This is a genomic window from Aeromonas sp. s6, from assembly GCF_040907815.1.
Classification (GTDB): domain Bacteria; phylum Pseudomonadota; class Gammaproteobacteria; order Enterobacterales; family Aeromonadaceae; genus Aeromonas; species Aeromonas caviae.
In genome coordinates, this window is sequence record NZ_JBFOCN010000111.1 from 1 (window position 1) to 18,079 (window position 18,079).

14 protein-coding genes are annotated in these 18,079 nt (G+C 59.3%); 9 read left to right on the forward strand and 5 right to left on the reverse strand.

Features of this window, described 5'->3' with window-relative positions; translation table 11 throughout:
* Window positions 1-494: IS4 family transposase (locus tag AB5Y50_RS16925; RefSeq protein ID WP_368162502.1), on the forward strand; the 494-nt coding region annotated here is incomplete at its 5' end.
* Between the two features lie 112 nt (window positions 495-606).
* Here AB5Y50_RS16925 and AB5Y50_RS16930 read toward each other — a convergent pair.
* The 3 genes from AB5Y50_RS16930 to uvrD form a co-directional block, all read right to left on the reverse strand.
* Window positions 607-2,379, reverse strand: a complete 1,773-nt coding sequence (locus AB5Y50_RS16930) for an ATP-dependent endonuclease (RefSeq protein ID WP_082189141.1) — start codon at window positions 2,377-2,379, stop codon at window positions 607-609.
* A gap of 11 nt (window positions 2,380-2,390) precedes the next feature.
* Complete coding sequence (locus tag AB5Y50_RS16935) at window positions 2,391-3,467, reverse strand: DNA cytosine methyltransferase (RefSeq protein ID WP_082189142.1); 1,077 nt, start codon at window positions 3,465-3,467, stop codon at window positions 2,391-2,393.
* 222 nt (window positions 3,468-3,689) lie between these two features.
* Window positions 3,690-5,861, reverse strand: coding sequence for a DNA helicase II (uvrD, locus tag AB5Y50_RS16940; RefSeq protein ID WP_069784184.1), 2,172 nt, complete (start codon window positions 5,859-5,861; stop codon window positions 3,690-3,692).
* 412 nt (window positions 5,862-6,273) lie between these two features.
* On the opposite strand from uvrD, the gene AB5Y50_RS16945 reads away from it, so the two are divergent.
* From AB5Y50_RS16945 to AB5Y50_RS16960, 4 genes are all read left to right on the forward strand, one after another.
* A complete protein-coding gene (locus AB5Y50_RS16945; RefSeq protein ID WP_069784185.1) occupies window positions 6,274-7,272 on the forward strand; it encodes a BMP family protein in 999 nt (332 codons plus the stop codon).
* 97 nt (window positions 7,273-7,369) lie between these two features.
* Complete coding sequence (locus AB5Y50_RS16950; protein WP_041212351.1) at window positions 7,370-8,947, forward strand: ABC transporter ATP-binding protein; 1,578 nt, start codon at window positions 7,370-7,372, stop codon at window positions 8,945-8,947.
* 79 nt (window positions 8,948-9,026) lie between these two features.
* Window positions 9,027-10,145 (forward strand): ABC transporter permease, encoded by a 1,119-nt coding sequence (locus AB5Y50_RS16955; protein WP_048209188.1) that lies wholly within the window; start codon window positions 9,027-9,029, stop codon window positions 10,143-10,145.
* A 2-nt stretch (window positions 10,146-10,147) separates the two neighbouring features.
* Window positions 10,148-11,113 carry an ABC transporter permease gene (locus tag AB5Y50_RS16960; RefSeq protein WP_010672471.1) on the forward strand — a complete coding sequence of 322 codons (966 nt, stop codon included), beginning with the start codon at window positions 10,148-10,150 and terminating at the stop codon, window positions 11,111-11,113.
* Between the two features lie 63 nt (window positions 11,114-11,176).
* Here AB5Y50_RS16960 and AB5Y50_RS16965 read toward each other — a convergent pair whose 3' ends face one another.
* Entirely contained in the window at window positions 11,177-12,082 is a 906-nt protein-coding gene (locus AB5Y50_RS16965) for a LysR substrate-binding domain-containing protein (protein WP_039039541.1), read from the reverse strand.
* Window positions 12,083-12,200: 118 nt separating this feature from the next.
* Here AB5Y50_RS16965 and AB5Y50_RS16970 point away from each other — a divergent pair, with 118 nt between their 5' ends.
* The 3 genes from AB5Y50_RS16970 to AB5Y50_RS16980 all read left to right on the forward strand — a co-directional run bounded on the left by AB5Y50_RS16970 (window position 12,201) and on the right by AB5Y50_RS16980 (window position 14,800).
* Window positions 12,201-13,328, forward strand: coding sequence for an S-(hydroxymethyl)glutathione dehydrogenase/class III alcohol dehydrogenase (locus tag AB5Y50_RS16970; protein ID WP_010672469.1), 1,128 nt, complete (start codon window positions 12,201-12,203; stop codon window positions 13,326-13,328).
* A 51-nt stretch (window positions 13,329-13,379) separates the two neighbouring features.
* Window positions 13,380-14,228, forward strand: a complete 849-nt coding sequence (gene fghA, locus AB5Y50_RS16975) for an S-formylglutathione hydrolase (protein ID WP_048209184.1) — start codon at window positions 13,380-13,382, stop codon at window positions 14,226-14,228.
* Window positions 14,229-14,293: 65 nt separating this feature from the next.
* Entirely contained in the window at window positions 14,294-14,800 is a 507-nt protein-coding gene (locus AB5Y50_RS16980) for a DinB family protein (RefSeq protein WP_069784186.1), read from the forward strand.
* 72 nt (window positions 14,801-14,872) lie between these two features.
* On the opposite strand, the gene AB5Y50_RS16985 is transcribed toward AB5Y50_RS16980, so the two are convergent.
* Entirely contained in the window at window positions 14,873-15,595 is a 723-nt protein-coding gene (locus tag AB5Y50_RS16985) for a DUF2807 domain-containing protein (protein ID WP_069784187.1), read from the reverse strand.
* 298 nt (window positions 15,596-15,893) lie between these two features.
* Between AB5Y50_RS16985 and ovoA the strand changes: the two genes are divergently transcribed.
* A complete protein-coding gene (gene ovoA, locus AB5Y50_RS16990) occupies window positions 15,894-18,041 on the forward strand; it encodes a 5-histidylcysteine sulfoxide synthase (RefSeq protein WP_069784188.1) in 2,148 nt (715 codons plus the stop codon).
* Window positions 18,042-18,079 lie beyond the last annotated feature (38 nt).

The following is an 18,079-nucleotide window of genomic DNA, read 5'->3' on the forward strand; positions in this document are numbered from 1 at the left end:
TGCGCGTCATCGACATTTATACCCATCGCTGGCGGATCGAGGAGTTCCATAAGGCATGGAAAACCGGAGCAGGAGCCGAGAGGCAACGCATGGAGGAGCCGGATAATCTGGAGCGCATGGTCTCGATCCTCTCGTTTGTTGCAGTCAGGCTGTTACAGCTCAGAGAAAGCTTCACCCTGCCGCAAGCGCTCAGGGCACAAGGGCTGCTAAAAGAAGCGGAGCACGTAGAAAGCCAGTCCGCAGAAACGGTGCTGACCCCGGATGAATGTCAGCTACTGGGCTATCTGGACAAGGGAAAACGCAAGCGCAAAGAGCGCGCCGGGAGCTTGCAGTGGGCCTACATGGCGATAGCCAGACTGGGGGGCTTTATGGACAGCAAGCGAACCGGAATTGCCAGCTGGGGCGCCCTCTGGGAAGGCTGGGAAGCCCTGCAAAGTAAACTGGATGGCTTTCTTGCCGCCAAGGATTTGATGGCACAGGGGATCAAGATCTGATCAAGAGACAGGGCATATGGAGGGCAGATTAGCCGTATTCCATCCTCTCCCTTGATTGTATGATATTTGAATCAGAAGCCAGCTCAATAGTAGTTATACGTGTAGTGACAAATTAAGAGTTACTCATTATTTGTTGAACGACATTAACAAAATCAACCCATAATTCCTCGCCTCCAGATATTTTGTTTATTAGACGACGCTGTTCATGTAGTATGTTGGATGATTTATCATCACCAATAGCATTTATTGAAATTTTTTTGAATTTTTCTTTATGGTCGTTAATATCACTTACAGCTAATACATCTGGATCATTTTGAAATATTTCAAGCAATAGTTCTTCTGGCGTTTTTCTATTGAAAAAGAAGAAGTTTTTATTATATACATCAAAGGCTTTTCTGATGGTAACAATGTTTTCTGATGAGCAGGGATCGTTACCACCATTAAGTGGAAGTTTTATTGTAACGCCAACGTACTCTGAGAAAATTTTTTTTAAACTATTGTTTTGAGATTGTGGGATATTCGATTGATCTATCAAATCTTTATGAATTTTTTGATCTCCATCTAGAAGTACCGAGACGTTACTTATATCTCCTTCACAGAGAACGCAAATAATATCCTGCTTTATTTTTTCTCCGCCACCAGCATAAGGTTTTATTTCGGTATTTTGTAGTAAATCTGGTGCTATTTGTTTTATGGCCTTTTCGACCAAAAATTGAGCTAGTACATCTTCAACTATGATAGTTCTCTTACCTTGCGTAAAACTACCTAGTTTTATAAATGCTTGTTCTGGCGTTGCAGAGTTTATTATTGAGAAGTGGTTACTACTGGTTGCTGGTACCATGAGCTTGATCGCTTGACTGGGTAGGTCTTGAACGAAAGATGGTGAGTGAGTAGTAATAACAACTTGGTGTTTATGTTTTATTATTTCATCAAAAATAAAATTTCTCAGCTCCAGTTGGGCACCTGGATGCAGTGAAACCTCTGGTTCATCAAGGAGTATCAATGATTGAGGTGGAGCATTTTTTATTGTGTGAACGATGTCGAAAATAACGACCTCTCCGCTCCCGGCTACTGCCTCACTATAATTTCCATTCCCATTCGTAAACTTAATTGATATACCACTGTTATTAAAATAGTTATGTTCAATAAGAACGGCTTTGGCGTAATTTTTTCCTAAAATCTTAGAGCATATCGCTAACGTTGAACTGTCAATTTCAAATTTTCTTGTGCTTTTTCTAGAGTTGTAACTAACATCTAAATCTATAGATTTAAACGCTTTATCCAAGGTGGCAGTTCGTCTGCGAATAAAATCTTGTTTCGTTTTTATTGTTTTGGTTTTAGTTAAAAAACCAAAGTTCATGTACTTATCAAAGGCACTCAGCTTTGCTTTAAAAGATATATATGTGACATCTTTTCTCACTTGGTTCCAGCGATCTTTGGATGCATGTAGCTGTTCTTTTGCATTTAGACTCTCTGGGAATCTCTCCATGTTATCAGCAATTCTTGGTCTTGCTGGCTCCCAGTAGTCTGGATTACCCTCTCGTTTCCGCCATGTTTTTATGGCTTCGATACTTCTCGTTAAACCTTTAGGTTGATATTCATAGATAAATCTAGGAGGGCCATCAGTTGACTCAATGATTGGGTCTAGAGTTGTAGAAAACCAATGCTCAGAAGTACTTTTTCCATGAGGGCAGCCATATAACGCCTGTAATATGGATGTTTTTCCGCAACCATTAGTACCAACAATCACTGTAAATGGGAAATCTAATGTTAACACTGAGTTTGGTTCAATACCTTTATAGTTAGGGAACCTGATTTTCTTTATATAGTTTTCAAATTTTGCAATCGGAATTGAGCTTATATTTTTTATTTTTGAGGTTGACATTTTATCTTTCTCTATTTTATTGAAGATTGAAAAATCTTATAAATATAAGAGGCAATATGTTTCGCAAATTCAACAGGCACTGCATTACCTATTTGTTTGGCAACACTTGATTTTCCGCCAACAAAAATATAATTATCGGGAAACGTCATTAACCTAGCGGCTTCTCTATGTGTGATTGCCCGGTCTTGGTCTGGATGGAGGTATCTACCTTTTTCTGGTTTAAAAAATTCAGTCCTGATTGTAACTGACGGGCGATCCCACCATAGCCGACCAAATAAATCTGTACCACCTGCAGGTTTATTAAGCCAACATGCAGGAGTTAAATCTGGGGCCAATCTCATTAAGTCGAAGCGATTTCCTCCGGGAGGGATTAATTTGTATCGTTTTAAGCTGGTTACTGTTGGTTGGCGACAAAAGTGTAAGTCATAAGGTGGGGGGGCAATATTCATCGCTGTACTTTTTGGAGGTAAAAGGTCGGCGATTGCCGATTCTACAGTTTTCCATACAGGCAGGTCTGGTGCAGATGTAGGGCCTCTATGAGTCGGAATCGGCGGTTCTTCTGGAATATCTGAAATAGAGAAATTATTTTTATTATATCCAATTATAATTGCTCTTCTTCTGAGCTGTGGAACCCCATAGTCAGCTGAGTTCAGCACCCAATATACAAGATGAAAACCAATTTTACTTGCATGTTCTTTAATCTCATCAAACTCTTTGCTTTTGAGAAGGCGAGGGACGTTCTCCATAACAAATAGTTTTGCATTGGATGACTTTACAATATCTAGGTAAGGAGACCATAGTGCTCTTCTTAAATCACCATCTCGATTCTTATTAAGAGTGCTGAACCCTTGGCATGGTGGCCCACCGATAACGATATCTGCTATAGGAATAGCATTGTCTTTTATCCAATCCTCAATATTAACAGATATGCAGATTTTATTTTTGTGATTTAAATTATACGTATCACACGCATCCTTGTTATTATCAATAGCCAAAATAATATCAAAAAAATCTTTTTTGTCACCCAGAGTAAATCCGGCACTTAATCCGCCAGCACCACAAAAAAGGTCTATAACTCTAAGTTTCATCTTATATATTAATATCCAAGAAAATGAATGTGATTATACCCTAATAACTATTGTTGACAAAGTTAAATGTCATCGAACAAACAATTTTGTGGACAACAATTATACTGCTCATTCAAATTGCAAGACGTATTCAGACGACGTTCCAATGAAGGCCGTAGCGATAACGGATATAAAAACCAACCCGGCCTAAGCCGGGTTGGTTCAGTTAAAAAGCGGGAAAAATCAAAGCGCTTCCAATCTGGCATAAGCCGTCACCAGCCACTTGGCGCCGACGTCGTCGAACTGGATTTGCACCCGGCTCTGCTGGCCGACCCCTTCGAAGTTAAGCACTATCCCTTCCCCGAATTTCGGGTGCAGCACCCGCTGGCCGAGCTTGATGCCGCTGGCGTCGAAGCTCTGCTGCACCTCGTTCTGGCTAAAGCGGCCGTACTGGGTGGGGCGGCTGACCTGAGTGCGCAGCCGGATCTCTTCCAGACACTCGGCGGGCATTTCGCGGATAAAGCGGCTCGGCTTGTGGAACATCTCGCGGCCGTAGATGCGGCGGCTCTCGGCATAACAGATGTAGAGCTTCTCCATGGCGCGGGTCATGCCCACGTAACAGAGGCGGCGCTCTTCCTCCAGCCGCCCCGACTCCTCGGTGGATTGCTGGCTGGGGAACATGCCCTCTTCGACGCCGACCAGCAGCACCAGGGGATATTCCAGCCCCTTGGCGCTGTGCAATGTCATCAGCTGCACCGCGTCGGCGTATTCGTCCGCCTGATTCTCGCCGGACTCCAGCGCCGCATGGGCGAGGAAGGCGGAGAGATCGCTCATGTCCTCCAGCTCGTCCGGGCGCTGGTACTGACGGCAAGCTGTGACCAGTTCGTCCAGGTTCTCTACCCGCGCCTGGGATTTCTCGCCTTTTTCCGCCAGATACATCGCCTTGAGGCCGGAGTGCTGGATGGCGATATCCGCCTGCTGGTGCAGGGGCAGCAGGGAGACCTGTTCCTCCAGCGCGTCGATGAGATCCACAAAGCCGCGCACCGCGTTGCCGGCACGGCCGGTCAGCACCTTGTCATTGAGCAAGGTCTTGGCGGACTGCCAGAGGTTCTGGCCCTGATCCCGGGCGTTATTGCGCAGGATCTCGAGGGTGCGATCGCCGATGCCGCGGGTCGGGGTGTTGACCACCCGCTCGAAGCTGGCGTCGTCGCCACGGTTGTTGATAAGGCGCAGGTAAGCCATGGCGTCCTTGATTTCCTGGCGCTCGAAGAAGCGCAGGCCGCCGTAGATGCGGTACGGCATGGCGTCCTGCATCAGCGCCTCTTCCAGCACCCGGGACTGGGCGTTGGAGCGATAGAGGATGGCGCAGTCGGCGAGCAGACCCCCCTTCTCTTTCCAATCCTTGAGGCGGCCAACCACGAAGCGGGCCTCGTCCACCTCGTTGAAGGCGGCGTACAGGGAAATCGGCTCCCCCTCTGCCCCCTCGGTCCACAGCTCCTTGCCGAGGCGCTCGGCGTTGTTGGCGATGACGCTGTTGGCGGCCTTGAGGATATTGGCGGTGGAGCGGTAGTTCTGCTCGAGGCGGATGGTCTCGGCGCCCTGGTAATCGGTCAGGAAGCGCTGGATGTTCTCGATCTTGGCGCCGCGCCAGCCGTAGATGGACTGGTCATCGTCGCCGACGATCATCACCTTGCCGGTGTCGCCCGCCAGCATGCGCAACCAGGCGTACTGGATGCCGTTGGTATCCTGAAACTCGTCCACCAGGATGTTCTGGAAGCGGTCGCGGTAGTGCTCGAGGATGTGGGGCTTGTTCAGCCACAGCTCGTGGGCGCGCAACAGGAGTTCGGCGAAGTCCACCAGCCCGGAGCGATCGCAGGTCTCCTGATAGGTCTTGTAGATCTGCTGATAGGTGCGGGTGACGGGGTCGCCGTAAAGGTCGATATCGCCGGGGCGCAGCCCCTCGTCCTTCTTGCCGTTGATGTAGCCCATCACGGCGCGCGGGGCCCAGTGCTTCTCATCGAGGTTGAGGGCCTTGAGCACCCGGCGAATGAGGCGGTACTGATCGTCGGAGTCGAGGATCTGGAAATCCTGCGGCAGCCCCGCATCCAGATGGTGGGCCCGCAGCAGTCGGTGGGCGATGCCGTGGAAGGTGCCGATCCACATGCCGCGCACGCCGTCGCCGATCACTTTTTCGACCCGGCCGCGCATCTCGGCCGCCGCCTTGTTGGTAAAGGTGACTGCGATGATGGAGAAGGGTGAACAGCGTTCCACCTGCATCAACCAGGCGATACGGTGCACCAGCACCCGGGTCTTGCCCGAACCGGCACCGGCCAGCACCAGCAGGTTGCAACGGGGGGCCGCCACCGCGTCTCTTTGCTTGTCATTGAGCCCGTCGAGCAGGGTTGAAACGTCCATCACCACTCCTGTTTATTTATACAGGCGGGGATTATACGGCCTGAGCCGCCAGAGACCAAGCCGTGAGCAGCCGGGGGCCAACCCGCCCGCCAACGCGGCGTCGATGAGGCCGCAGGGCTGGTGCCGATGGAAGCCAGTTTTTTCATCAGAGGAGGAAAACGGTTGCGCCTAACGTCATGAATCCAAACACAAATGTCGATCGAGCCCTATTAATCCCGGAATTTAATTCTGCAAAAACACCATAAAGCAAACACTTATAAGGCAATTTGCTTATATTTCAAACCGTTAACGCAAACGTTTTTCCTCTATGATCCCCTTGACCAACGGGCTGGCTCACTTACAGTTAGCCAGCGTGCTTTATGACCTGCCAAGACAGGTTGTGGACCCTCACATAACAATCAAGGATACGATCGTGACTAAAGTGCTCAAGCTGGCCACCGTGGCCGCCCTCACCCTCGCTGCCCTGTCCGCCCAGGCAGCCTCCGAGCCCGCCGTCATCTATGACACCGCAGGCAAATTCGACAAGTCCTTCAACGAAGCCGTGTTCCGCAACGGCGTCGAAGTCTACAACAAGGACAAAGGCGTCAAGGTCAAGGAGTTCGAACCCCAGAACGAAGCCCAGCGCGAGCAGGGCCTGCGTCGTCTGGCCAGCCGTGGCAACGGCCCCATCGTCGCCGTCGGCTTCAACATGGGTTCCGCAGTAGAGAAGGTTGCCACCGAGTTCCCGAACACCCAGTTCACCATCATCGACATGGTGGTCGAGAAGCCGAACGTCCAGTCCCTCATCTTCAAGGAGCATGAAGGTTCCTTCCTGGTGGGTGCCCTGGCCGCCATCGCCTCCAAGACCGGCAAGGTCGGCTTCGTGGGCGGCATGGACATCCCGCTGATCCGCAAGTTCCAGTGCGGCTATGAGCAAGGCGCCAAGTACATCAATCCGAAGATCGACGTCTATCAGAACATGACCGGCTCCACCCCGGCAGCCTTCGCCGACCCGGCCAAGGGTGCTGAACTCGCCAAGTCCCAGTTCGCCAAGGGCGCCGATGTGGTCTATGCCGCCGCCGGTGGCACCGGTATCGGTGTCTATCAGGCTGCCAAGGACGAAGGCAAGCTGGCCATCGGTGTGGATTCCAACCAGAACCACCTGCAACCGGGCACCATGCTGACCTCCATGGTCAAGTCCGTGGGTCTGGCCGCGTACAAGAGCTGGGATGACGCCGCCAAGGGCAGCTGGAAGCCGGGCATCCAGTCCCTGGGTCTGGCCGAAGGCGGGGTTGACTGGGCGCTGGACGAGAACAACGCCAAGCTGATCACCCCGGAAATGAAAGCCAAGGTCGAGAGCATCAAGGCCGACATCATCGCCGGCAAGATCAAGGTGCACGACTACATGAGCGACAACTCCTGTAAGTACTGATACTGCAAGTACCGAGTCTCTGCTACGACTCTCAATCCAGACCGGCCCGCACGGGCCGGTTTTTAGTCTCTACTTCATGACCCGCAAGGACTGCATCATGGACCAGACAGATCGCTATGCCATCGAATTAAGGGGTATCGATAAGCGGTTCGGCGACGTGTACGCCAACAAGCAGATCGACCTTCAGGTTCGTAAAGGCAGTATTCACGGCATCGTCGGCGAAAATGGCGCCGGCAAATCGACCCTGATGAGCATCATTTACGGTTTCTACCACGCCGACAAAGGCGAGATGCTGATCGACGGGAATCCGTTCAAACCCCATGGCTCCCAAGATGCGATTGCCGCCGGGGTGGGCATGGTGCACCAGCACTTCATGCTGGTGAACAACTTTACCGTATTGGAAAACGTCATCCTGGGGGCCGAGAACGGCTGGCGCCTGGGCAAGAGCCTGGCGGCCGCCGAGAAGCTGCTGGGCGAGCTGGCACGGGACTATGGTCTCGAGGTGCCGCTGCACGAGAAGGTCGAGGATCTGCCGGTGGGCCTGCAACAGCGGGTCGAGATCCTCAAGGCGCTCTATCGCGGTGCCCGCATCCTGATCCTCGACGAGCCCACCGGGGTACTGACCCCGCAAGAGGCGGATCACCTGTTCGAGGTGCTGAAAAAGCTGCGAGATCAGGGGGCGACCGTCATCCTCATCACCCACAAGCTGCGGGAGATCCTGGCCATCACGGATCAGGTCTCCATCATGCGCCGAGGGGAGATGGTGGCCCATGTCGCCACCAAAGACACCGACAAGGAGCAGCTCGCCGAGCTGATGGTGGGCCGCAAGGTGCGCCTCAAGGTCGACAAGGGCACCGCCCAGCCGGGCGAGGCCAAGCTCAAGGTCGAGGGCCTCTCTTACGTCGATGACGCCGGGGTGGAACGGGTCAAATCCGTCAGCTTCGAGGTGCGGGCGGGGGAAGTGGTCGGCATCGCCGGGGTCTCCGGCAACGGCCAGTCCGAGCTGCTCAGCATGCTCGGCGGCATCCTCAAGCCCAGCAAGGGCGGCTTCACCATCGCCGGGGCGCAGCGCCACGAGGTGAGCCAGAGCCACCCGGCCGACCCGGAGCAGGTGCGCAACTTCGGCCTCGGCCACATCCCGGAAGACAGGCACAAGATGGGGCTCATCAACCGCTTCGAGGCGAAAGAGGCCTTCATCCTCGGTTATCACCGCCGTGCCCAGTACAACAAGGGCTGGCTGCAGGACAAGGAGGCGATCCGCCAGGATTGCCAGGCCAAGATGGACAAGTGGGACGTGCGCCCGCCGAGCCCGGAGCACAAGACCGCCAACTTCTCCGGCGGCAACCAGCAGAAGCTGGTGATCGCCCGGGAAGTGGAGCAGGACCCGGATGTGCTGCTGGTCGGCCAGCCGACCCGGGGCGTCGACATCGGCGCCATCGAGTACATCCACCAGCAGATCATCGCCATGCGCGACAAGGGCAAGGCGGTGCTGCTGGTATCGGTGGAGCTGGACGAGATCATGAGCCTCTCCGACCGCATTCTGGTCATCGCCGATGGCCGCATCGTCGGCGAGCTGGACGGCGCCAGGGCGGATGAACGCACCATCGGCCTGATGATGGCGAACATAGTTCCTGACGACGTGGCGGCAAGCCAATCACAAGGAGCCACATCATGAAGGTCACAACCACTTGTAACGGATTCGGCCTGATGATGGTCACCACACCAGTCCCCGACGATATCAAGGAGGCCCATTCATGAGCCAAGCACGTGTTCCTGCCTGGATATCCGTGGGCGTGCTGCCCGCAGTCAATATCCTGCTGGCCTTCCTGGTGTCGGCCATCCTGTTCTATTACCTCGACATCAGCCCCATCGAGGCAGCCGAAATCATGTGGTACGGCGCCTTCGGCACCGGCGAGGGGATAGGCTTCACCCTCTATTACGCCACCGGTTTCATCTTCACCGGTCTGGCGGTGGCGGTGGCCTTCCACGCCGGCCTGTTCAACATCGGCGGTGAGGGCCAGGCCTATATCGGCGGCCTCGGGGTCGGTCTGGTCTGTCTGCTGCTCGGGGACGTGCTGCCGTTCGCCCTCTTGCTGCCGCTCGCCATCATCGCCGGCGGCCTGTTCGGCGCGGCCTGGGCCTTCATCCCGGCCTGGCTGCAAGCCAAGCGGGGCAGCCACATCGTCATCACCACCATCATGTTCAACTTCATCGCCGCCTCCCTGATGGCCTACCTCTTGGTCGACGTCTTCAAGCCGCCAGGATCCATGGCCACCGAGAGCAAGGTGTTCGCCATGGCGAGCTGGCTGCCGAAGATGAGCGAGCTGCTGGCGGCGGTCGGCGTGACGGTGCCGAACAGCCCGCTGAACATCAGCTTCTTCTGGGCGCTGATCTGTGCGGCCCTGGTCTGGGTCTTCATCTGGCATACCCGCTGGGGCTACGAGATCCGCTCCGTGGGCGCCAGCCAGAGTGCCTCCGCCTACGCGGGCATCTCCTATCCCAAGGTGGTGATCCTGGCCATGGTGATCTCCGGCATGCTGGCGGGCTTCTTCGCCCTCAACGTGCTGCAGGGTGAGCTGCACCAGATCAAGCTCAACTTCGTGGAAGGCTTCGGCTTCACCGGCATCGCGGTGGCCCTGATGGGCCGCAACCACCCGGTCGGCGTCATCATCGCCAGCCTGCTGTTCGGCTTCCTCTACCAGGGCGGCGCCGAGCTCAGCTTCGAGTTCGGGGTGGACCGCAACATCGTCGTGGTGCTGCAGGGTCTGGTGATCCTGTTCTGCGGCGCCCTGGAGCACATGCTGCGCCCGCGCATCGAGCAGGCCTACCTGGCCTTCGCCAACCGCCCGGCCGCCCAAGTGAAAGGAGCCTGATCATGTTCGAAATGCTGATCCTGATGCTGGACGCCACCATACGTACCGCGCCGCCGCTCATTCTTGCCGCTATGGCCGGGATGTTTTGTGAACGCTCCGGGGTGGTCAACATCGCCCTGGAGGGCAAGCTGCTGGCCTCCGCCTTCGCCAGTGCGGCGGCGGCCGCCGTCACCGGTTCCGCCTGGATTGGGCTGGGGGTCGGAGTGGGGATCTCCATCCTGTTCGCCCTGCTGCACGGCTTCGCCACCATCACCCACCGGGGTGATCAGGTGGTGAGCGGCATGGCCATCAACATCCTGGCGGCCGGTCTCACCGTGACCCTGGGGCGCTACTGGTTCGATCAGGGGGGCCAGACCCCGGCGCTCTCCGGCGCGGCGCGCTTTGCCCCCATCGACCTGCCCTATGCCAAGGAGCTCTATGACGTGCCCGTCATCGGCCAGCTCTACAGCGAGCTCTTGAGCGGTCACTCCCTGCTGGAGTACGTGGCCTTCGCCGCCGTGCCCCTGGCTTGGTGGGTGCTGTTCCGCACCCGCTTCGGCCTGAGGCTGCGGGCGGTGGGCGAGGCACCGGCGGCGGTGGATACCGCCGGTATCTCCGTGGTGCGCATGCGCTACACCGCCCTCATCATCGGCGGCCTGCTGGCGGGGATCGGGGGCACCTATCTGGCGGTGGCCCAGACCGCCCAGTTCATCCCCAACATGAGCGCGGGCAAGGGCTTCATGGCGCTGGCGGCCCTGGTGTTCGGCAAGTGGCGCCCCTGGAACGCCATGGCGGCCTGTCTGCTGTTCGGCTTCCTCGACGCCGTCGCCATCCGGTTGCAGGGGGTCAGCATCGGCGACTTCCCGATCCCGGTACAGGCCATCGAGGCGCTGCCCTACATCCTGACGGTCTTCCTGCTGGCCGGTTTCATCGGCAAGGCGGTGGCCCCCAAGGCCCTCGGCACCCCCTACGTCAAGGAGCGGGAATAGCCCCGCCCTTCATGCCATGCAAAAGGCCCGCACATGCGGGCCTTTTCTTTTTCGGGCGACGGCTCAACCGATGGGCCGAACCAGGGCGGGTTGGTGGGGATCACTGAGGCGCTCGGCCAGATAGTCCACCAGCAGCCGCACCTTGGGGGAGAGGTGGCGGTTGTGGGGATAGAGGGCCCAGATCCCCTCCTCGGGGGCCCGCAGCTCCGGCAGCAGCTCGATGAGCTCCCCCCGGGCGAGGTGGTCGCTCACGTAGTAGTCCGGCAGCTGGATGATGCCGATCCCCTTGATGGCCGCATCCAGCAGGGCGTGGCCGCTGTTGCACTGAAGCAGACCGCGTACCCGCACGCTGTGGGGTTTACCGTTCAGGGTGAAGTGCCACTCGTCCCCGTTGCCCACCAGGCAGGTGTGACGGGCCAGCTCCGAGAGACTGTTGGGCATGCCGTGGCGGGCGGTGTAGGCGGGGGAGGCGCACACATAGGGTACCCGCTGCGCCAGCTTGCGGGCCACCAGGGTCGAATCCTTGAGGTGGCCGAGGCGGATCGCCAGATCGAACCCCTCGTGCACCAGATCCAGCAACTGGTTGGTGAGGTTGAGGGTCACCTCCAGCTGGGGGAAGCGCACCATGAAGTCGTTCACCAGGGGGGCGATGCGGCTCTCGCCGTAGGAGACCGGGGCCGTGATGCGCAAGGAGCCCTGGGGCACCGCCTGATGGCGTCCCACCGCCAGCTCCGCCTCGTAGAGGTTGTCCAGCAACTGGCGGCAGTGGCGAAAATAGATCTCCCCGAGTTCGGTGAGACGCACCTGACGGGTGGTGCGCAGCAGCAGCTTGGCCTGCAGCCTGTCTTCGAGCTGCGCCACCTGGCGGCTCACCTGGGCCACCGACACCCCGAGCTTGCGCGCGGCCGGGGTAAAGCCCCCCTGCTCCGCCACGCTGACAAATTCACAGACCCCTTCCCAGCCGAACATTATTACCTGTGTGTAAAAGTGATTTGATACTTAGCGTTATTATCACCAAATCGGCGGGAAACTACACTGGATCTCCGAACTCATTTCCGTTCATCCAACCACTACGAGGACGTCATTCATGGCACAGGTTCAGAGCATCAAGTGTAAAGCCGCCATCGCCTGGGGACCGGGTCAGCCCCTCTCCATCGAAGAGGTCGAGGTCATGCCGCCCCAGGCCGGCGAGGTGCGGGTGCGTATCGTCGCGACCGGCGTCTGCCACACCGATGCCTTCACCCTCTCCGGTGAAGATCCGGAAGGGGTCTTCCCCTGCATCCTGGGCCATGAAGGGGGCGGTATCGTCGAGTCCGTCGGCGAGGGCGTCACCAGCGTCAAGGTCGGCGATCACGTGATCCCGCTCTACACCCCCGAGTGCGGCGAGTGCAAGTTCTGCAAATCCGGCAAGACCAACCTGTGCCAGAAGATCCGCGCCACCCAGGGCAAGGGGCTGATGCCGGACGGCACCACCCGCTTCTCCAAGGACGGCCAGCCCATCTACCACTACATGGGCACCTCTACCTTCAGCGAATACACTGTACTGCCCGAGATCTCCATCGCCAAGGTGGATCCGGCCGCCCCGCTGGAAGAGGTCTGCCTGCTGGGCTGCGGCGTCACCACCGGCATCGGCGCCGTGATGAACACCGCCAAGGTGAAAGAGGGTGAGAGCGTCGCCATCTTCGGGCTGGGGGGCATCGGCCTCTCCGCCATCATAGGCGCGCGCCTGGCCAAGGCCGGCCGCATCATCGCCATCGACATCAACGAGAGCAAGTTCGAACTGGCCCGCAAGCTGGGCGCCACCGACTGCATCAACCCGAACACGTTCGACAAGCCCATCCAGGAGGTGATCGTCGAGATGACCGACGGCGGCGTCGACTTCTCCTTCGAGTGCATCGGCAACGTCAAGGTGATGCGCGCGGCACTGGAGTGCTGCCACAAGGGATGGGGCGAATCCGTCATCATCGGCGTGGCCGGTGCGGGCCAGGAGATCAGCACCCGTCCGTTCCAGCTGGTCACCGGCCGGGTGTGGCGCGGCAGCGCCTTCGGGGGCGTGCGCGGTCGCAGCGAGCTGCCGAGCTACGTACAGCGCTACATGCAGGGTGAGTTCAAGCTGGACGACTTCATCACCCACACCATGCCCCTCGAGCAGATCAACGAGGCGTTCGATCTGATGCACGAAGGCAAGAGCATCCGCACCGTCATCCACTACTGATCCCATGAGCGCCCCGCCCATCGATGCATGGGCGGGGCAAGGAGTCCTTACATGAATCTGGACATCATCAGCAGCAACAAGAGCTTCGGCGGCTGGCACAAGCAGTATCGCCACCGCTCCAATGTGCTGGGGTGCGAGATGCGCTTCGCCATCTACCTGCCGCCCCAGGCCCTCACCGGCCAGAAAGTGCCGGTGCTCTACTGGCTCTCCGGTCTCACCTGCACCGACGAGAACTTCATGCAAAAAGCCGGGGCCCAGCGCATCGCCGCCGAGCTCGGCATCGCTCTGGTGGCGCCGGACACCAGCCCCCGCGGTGAAGGGGTGGCGGACGATCCCGGCTATGACCTCGGCATGGGGGCGGGTTTCTACGTCAACGCCACCCAGACCCCCTGGCGGGATCACTACCAGATGTACGATTACGTCACCCGGGAGCTGCCCGAGCTCATCGAGACCCACTTCCCGGTCTCGACGAAGCGCGCCATCAGCGGCCACTCCATGGGAGGCCACGGCGCCCTCATCGCCGCCCTGCGCGAGCCGGGTCGCTACCGCTCGGTGTCGGCCTTCAGCCCCATCAGCCACCCGAGCCGCTGCCCCTGGGGCCAGAAGGCCCTCGGCGCCTACCTCGGCAACAACCCCCTGCTGTGGCAGGAGTGGGATACCTGCCAGCTGCTGCGCCACCACGACAGCCCGCCCCTGCCGACCCTGGTGGACGTGGGGCTGGACGACCCCTTCCTGGCGGAGCAGCTCGGCATCGACACCCTGGCCGAAGTGGCCGCCACCCGGGCGTGGCCCCTGACGCTCAACCGCCATGCCGGCTACGACCACAGCTATTACTTCGTGGCGAGCTTCATCGAGGCGCACCTGCGCTTTCACGCCAACCACCTGGGCGAACCGGCCTGAGGCTGACCCGCTCGTGGCCGCCCCCCGTCAGCGGGCGGCCATTCACCCGGAAACAGGAGACAAGGATGCCTCTCTTCACCACATTGCTGGCCATGCCGGACCAGTTCGAGCGGCTGCTGGCACAGGTCCCCACCGACCGTCTGGACTGGGAACCCGCCAACTGGGCCGGGATCCCCTCCGAGCGTTTCAGTGCCAGGGGGCACCTCTGCCACCTGCTGGACATCGAGGTGCTGGGCTATCAGGTGCGGTTTCGTCTCACCCTGGCGGAAAGCCTGCCGGAGCTCGCCTCCCTCGATGGCTATCAGCTGGCGCTGGACCATGATTACCCCCGGCAGGATACCGCCACGCAGCTCGACCGCTTTCGCACCGCCCGCCTGCAGACCGTCGAATGGCTGAAGACGGTACCGTCCGACGCCTGGCAGCGCCGCGCCCGCTATGGCGGCTATGGGGAGGTGACCCTGGACGGTCTGGTGCGCCTGCTCGTCAGCCATGACCACCAGCACCTCGCCGGCATGCAGTGGCTGCTGATGCGCCTGAACGCCGATCTGGGCCTCGCACTCCCCCTCGAGTGAGGTGTCGTCCCACGATGTCGCATCCTGCAAAAAAGGCCCCGAGGGGCCTTTTTCATTGTTGCGGTGATGGGATCAGCTCCCCAACCGGCTCACCTGACCCGAGCCCGCGATCTCGCTGGTCAGCGCTGGGCTGCCCCAGTAGTTGACCGCACCGGCACCGGCGATCTCTATCTTGAGCCGCGACCGGGCCCGCACCTCGACCTCGCCACTGCCGGCGATGCTCACCTCGACCTCCTCGCTGGTGAGCCCGGCCCCCTTGACGCCACCGGCGCCGGCGATGTTCAGCGCCATCACCCGGGCGGAGCCCTGCCCCAGATCCAGGTTGCCCAGCCCGGCGATGTTGCCCTCCAGCCGATCCAGCGTCAGCCCGCTGGCGACGATGTCCCCCGTGCCCGCCAGGGAGAGCACCAGATCATCCCCCTTGAAGTCGCGCAAGGAGCCGTTGCCAACTCCCGCCAGTGCCAACTCGTGCAGCGTCGGCAGGGTGATGGTGATCTCCAGCGGCTGGGTGGGGTCGAGCCGGTAGCCATCCTTGACCTCGATCTCCAGCTTCTCCCCCTGCTCGGTGAGCACCAGATAGGGCAGCAGGTTGGCCTCCCCCTTGACCCTGAGGGTATGGCTCTCTCCCGCCACCAGGTACAGGTTGGCGGGTACGCCCGCCAGCACCCGGGTCACCTCATGCCCCAGGGGATGCTGCTGCTCCACCACGGCCCCCTCCCCGCGCACCTTGACGTCATCCTGCCAGCTGCATCCGGTCAGTCCCAGGGCCAGCACCACTCCCAGCATCCATTTCATCCCGCTACTCCTCGCTTCCTCTTTGCCGCACGGCGCGGCAGGTGAGTGGCAATCAGCAAACCCTGTGCCATATGGCTAACATTATGATTTATCTATCCATTTCAATATTTCGAGGCTCGAAGGGTCCATAACAAAGAGTCATTCAGACCACAATCTGGTCAATCTGACCACACCCGAAGGGGGGTGTTGACCCATTTTTTTGGTTGCCGCCCCGGTTCGTTGAGCCAATAGTGATACCTGGTGCGTATAGAGCACTCCATCGCTGCTTCACCCGCCAGAATCAACAAGGAGTCAGAGCGTGACCCAAGCCAGCCACCCATTCGTCCATCCGGGCCTGCCTGCCCCCACCCGCACCCCGCTGCTGACCGGCGACGATCCCGACCACAAGCGCCGCGATCTCCTCGCCTACTTCTGCCAGACCTTCGATCTCTACGACTCGCTGTTCGACTGCCTGGCCGACGAGCGGGCCTGGTTCAACAAGGCGATCCCCCTGCGCCACCCGCTCATCTTCTACTACGGCCATACCGCCGCCTTCTTCGTCAACAAGCTGCTGGCGGCCCGTCTCATCGAGGGTCGCATCGACCCCCGCATCGAGGCCCTGGTCGCCATCGGGGTGGACGAGATGAGCTGGGACGATCTGGACGAAACCCACTACGACTGGCCCACGGTGGCCGAACTGCGCGCCTACCGCGGCCGGGTGCGCGCCCTGGTGTGTGATTTCATCGAGCGAATGCCGATTGAGCTGCCCATCCATTGGCAAAGCCCAGCCTGGGTCATCCTGATGGGCATAGAGCACGAGCGCATTCACCTCGAGACCTCCAGTGTGCTGATCCGCCAGCTGCCCCTGGCCTGGGTGCGCAGCCAGCCCCAGTGGCCGGTCTGCCCCGAGGCGCGCCACGATCTCGCCGCCGTCCCCGTCAACACCCTGCTGCCGGTGGCCGGCGGCCAGGTGCGACTCGGCAAGCAGGATGCCACCTACGGCTGGGACAACGAATACGGCGAGCGCCACATCGAGCTGGCCCCCTTCCAGGCCAGCCGTATGCTGGTGAGCAACGCCGAGTACCTGGCCTTCGTGCAGGCGGGCGGATATGAAGCGCCCGCCTGGTGGGACGACGAGGGCCGGGGCTGGCGCCAGTATGCCAACGCCCGCATGCCCACCTTCTGGGTCGGCGATCCCAATGAACCCGAGCAGTTGCAACTGCGGCTGATGACCGAGCAGGTCCCCATGCCCTGGGACTGGCCGGTGGAGGTGAACCAGCTGGAGGCCGCCGCCTTCTGCCGCTGGAAGGCGGATCAGACCGGCCTGCCCGTCCAGCTACCGAGCGAGGGGGAGTGGATGCTGCTGCGGGAGCAACTGGCCGGCGATCAGCCCGACTGGATGGAGGCCCCCGGCAACATCAACCTGGCCCGCTTCGCCTCCTCCTGCCCGGTGGATGCCTGCCCCCAGGGCAGCTTCTTCGATCTGGTGGGCAACGTCTGGCAGTGGACCAGCACCGCCATCGACGGCTTCGAGGGGTTCAAGGTGCATCCCCTCTACGACGACTTCTCCACCCCCACCTTCGACGGCAAGCACACCCTCATCAAGGGCGGGAGCTGGATCAGCACCGGCAACGAGGCACTCAAATCCTCCCGCTACGCCTTCCGTCGCCACTTCTTCCAGCACGCGGGCTTCCGCTACCTGGTCTCACGCCATCAGGAGCCCGTCATCGTGAATCCTTATGAAACCGACACCCTGGTCGCTCAGTACCTCGACTTCCAGTACGGCCCGAGCCACTTCGGGGTCGCCAACTACGCCGAGGCTCTGGCCGGTCTTGCCAGCGAGCTGTGCGGCCGCCATGAGCGGGCGCTCGACATCGGCTGCGCCACCGGCCGCGCCAGCTTCGAACTGGCTCGCCGCTTCGCCCACGTGGACGGGGTGGACTACTCGGCCCGCTTCATCGACGTGGCCCTGACCCTGGCAAGACAGGACAGTTTCCGCTATGCGGTGCCGGTGGAAGGGGATCTGGTGGAATATTGCGAGGCGCGCCTCTCCCGCCACGAGCTCGGTCGCGAGCAGAGCGAGCGGGTCCACTTCAGCCAGGGGGATGCCTGCAACCTCAAGCCCAGGTACGGCGACTACGACCTGGTGCTCGCCTCCAACCTCATCGACCGGCTGCGGGAGCCCGCCCGCTTCCTGCGGGACATTGCTCCGCGCCTTCGCAGCGGCGGCCTGCTGGTGCTCACCAGCCCCTACACCTGGCTGACCGACTACACCCCCAAGGCCAACTGGCTCGGCGGCATCCGGGAAAACGGCGAGGCCCTCGGCACCTATCAGGCGCTGCAACGGCTGCTGGCGGAGGAGTTCGAGGAGCACATGCCCCCAAGGGACGTCCCCTTCGTCATCCGCGAGACCGCCCGCAAGTACCAGCACACGGTGGCCCAGCTCACCGTCTGGCGCAAACGCTGACGACGCGGCAAACGAAAGAGGGAGGCCCATGGCCTCCC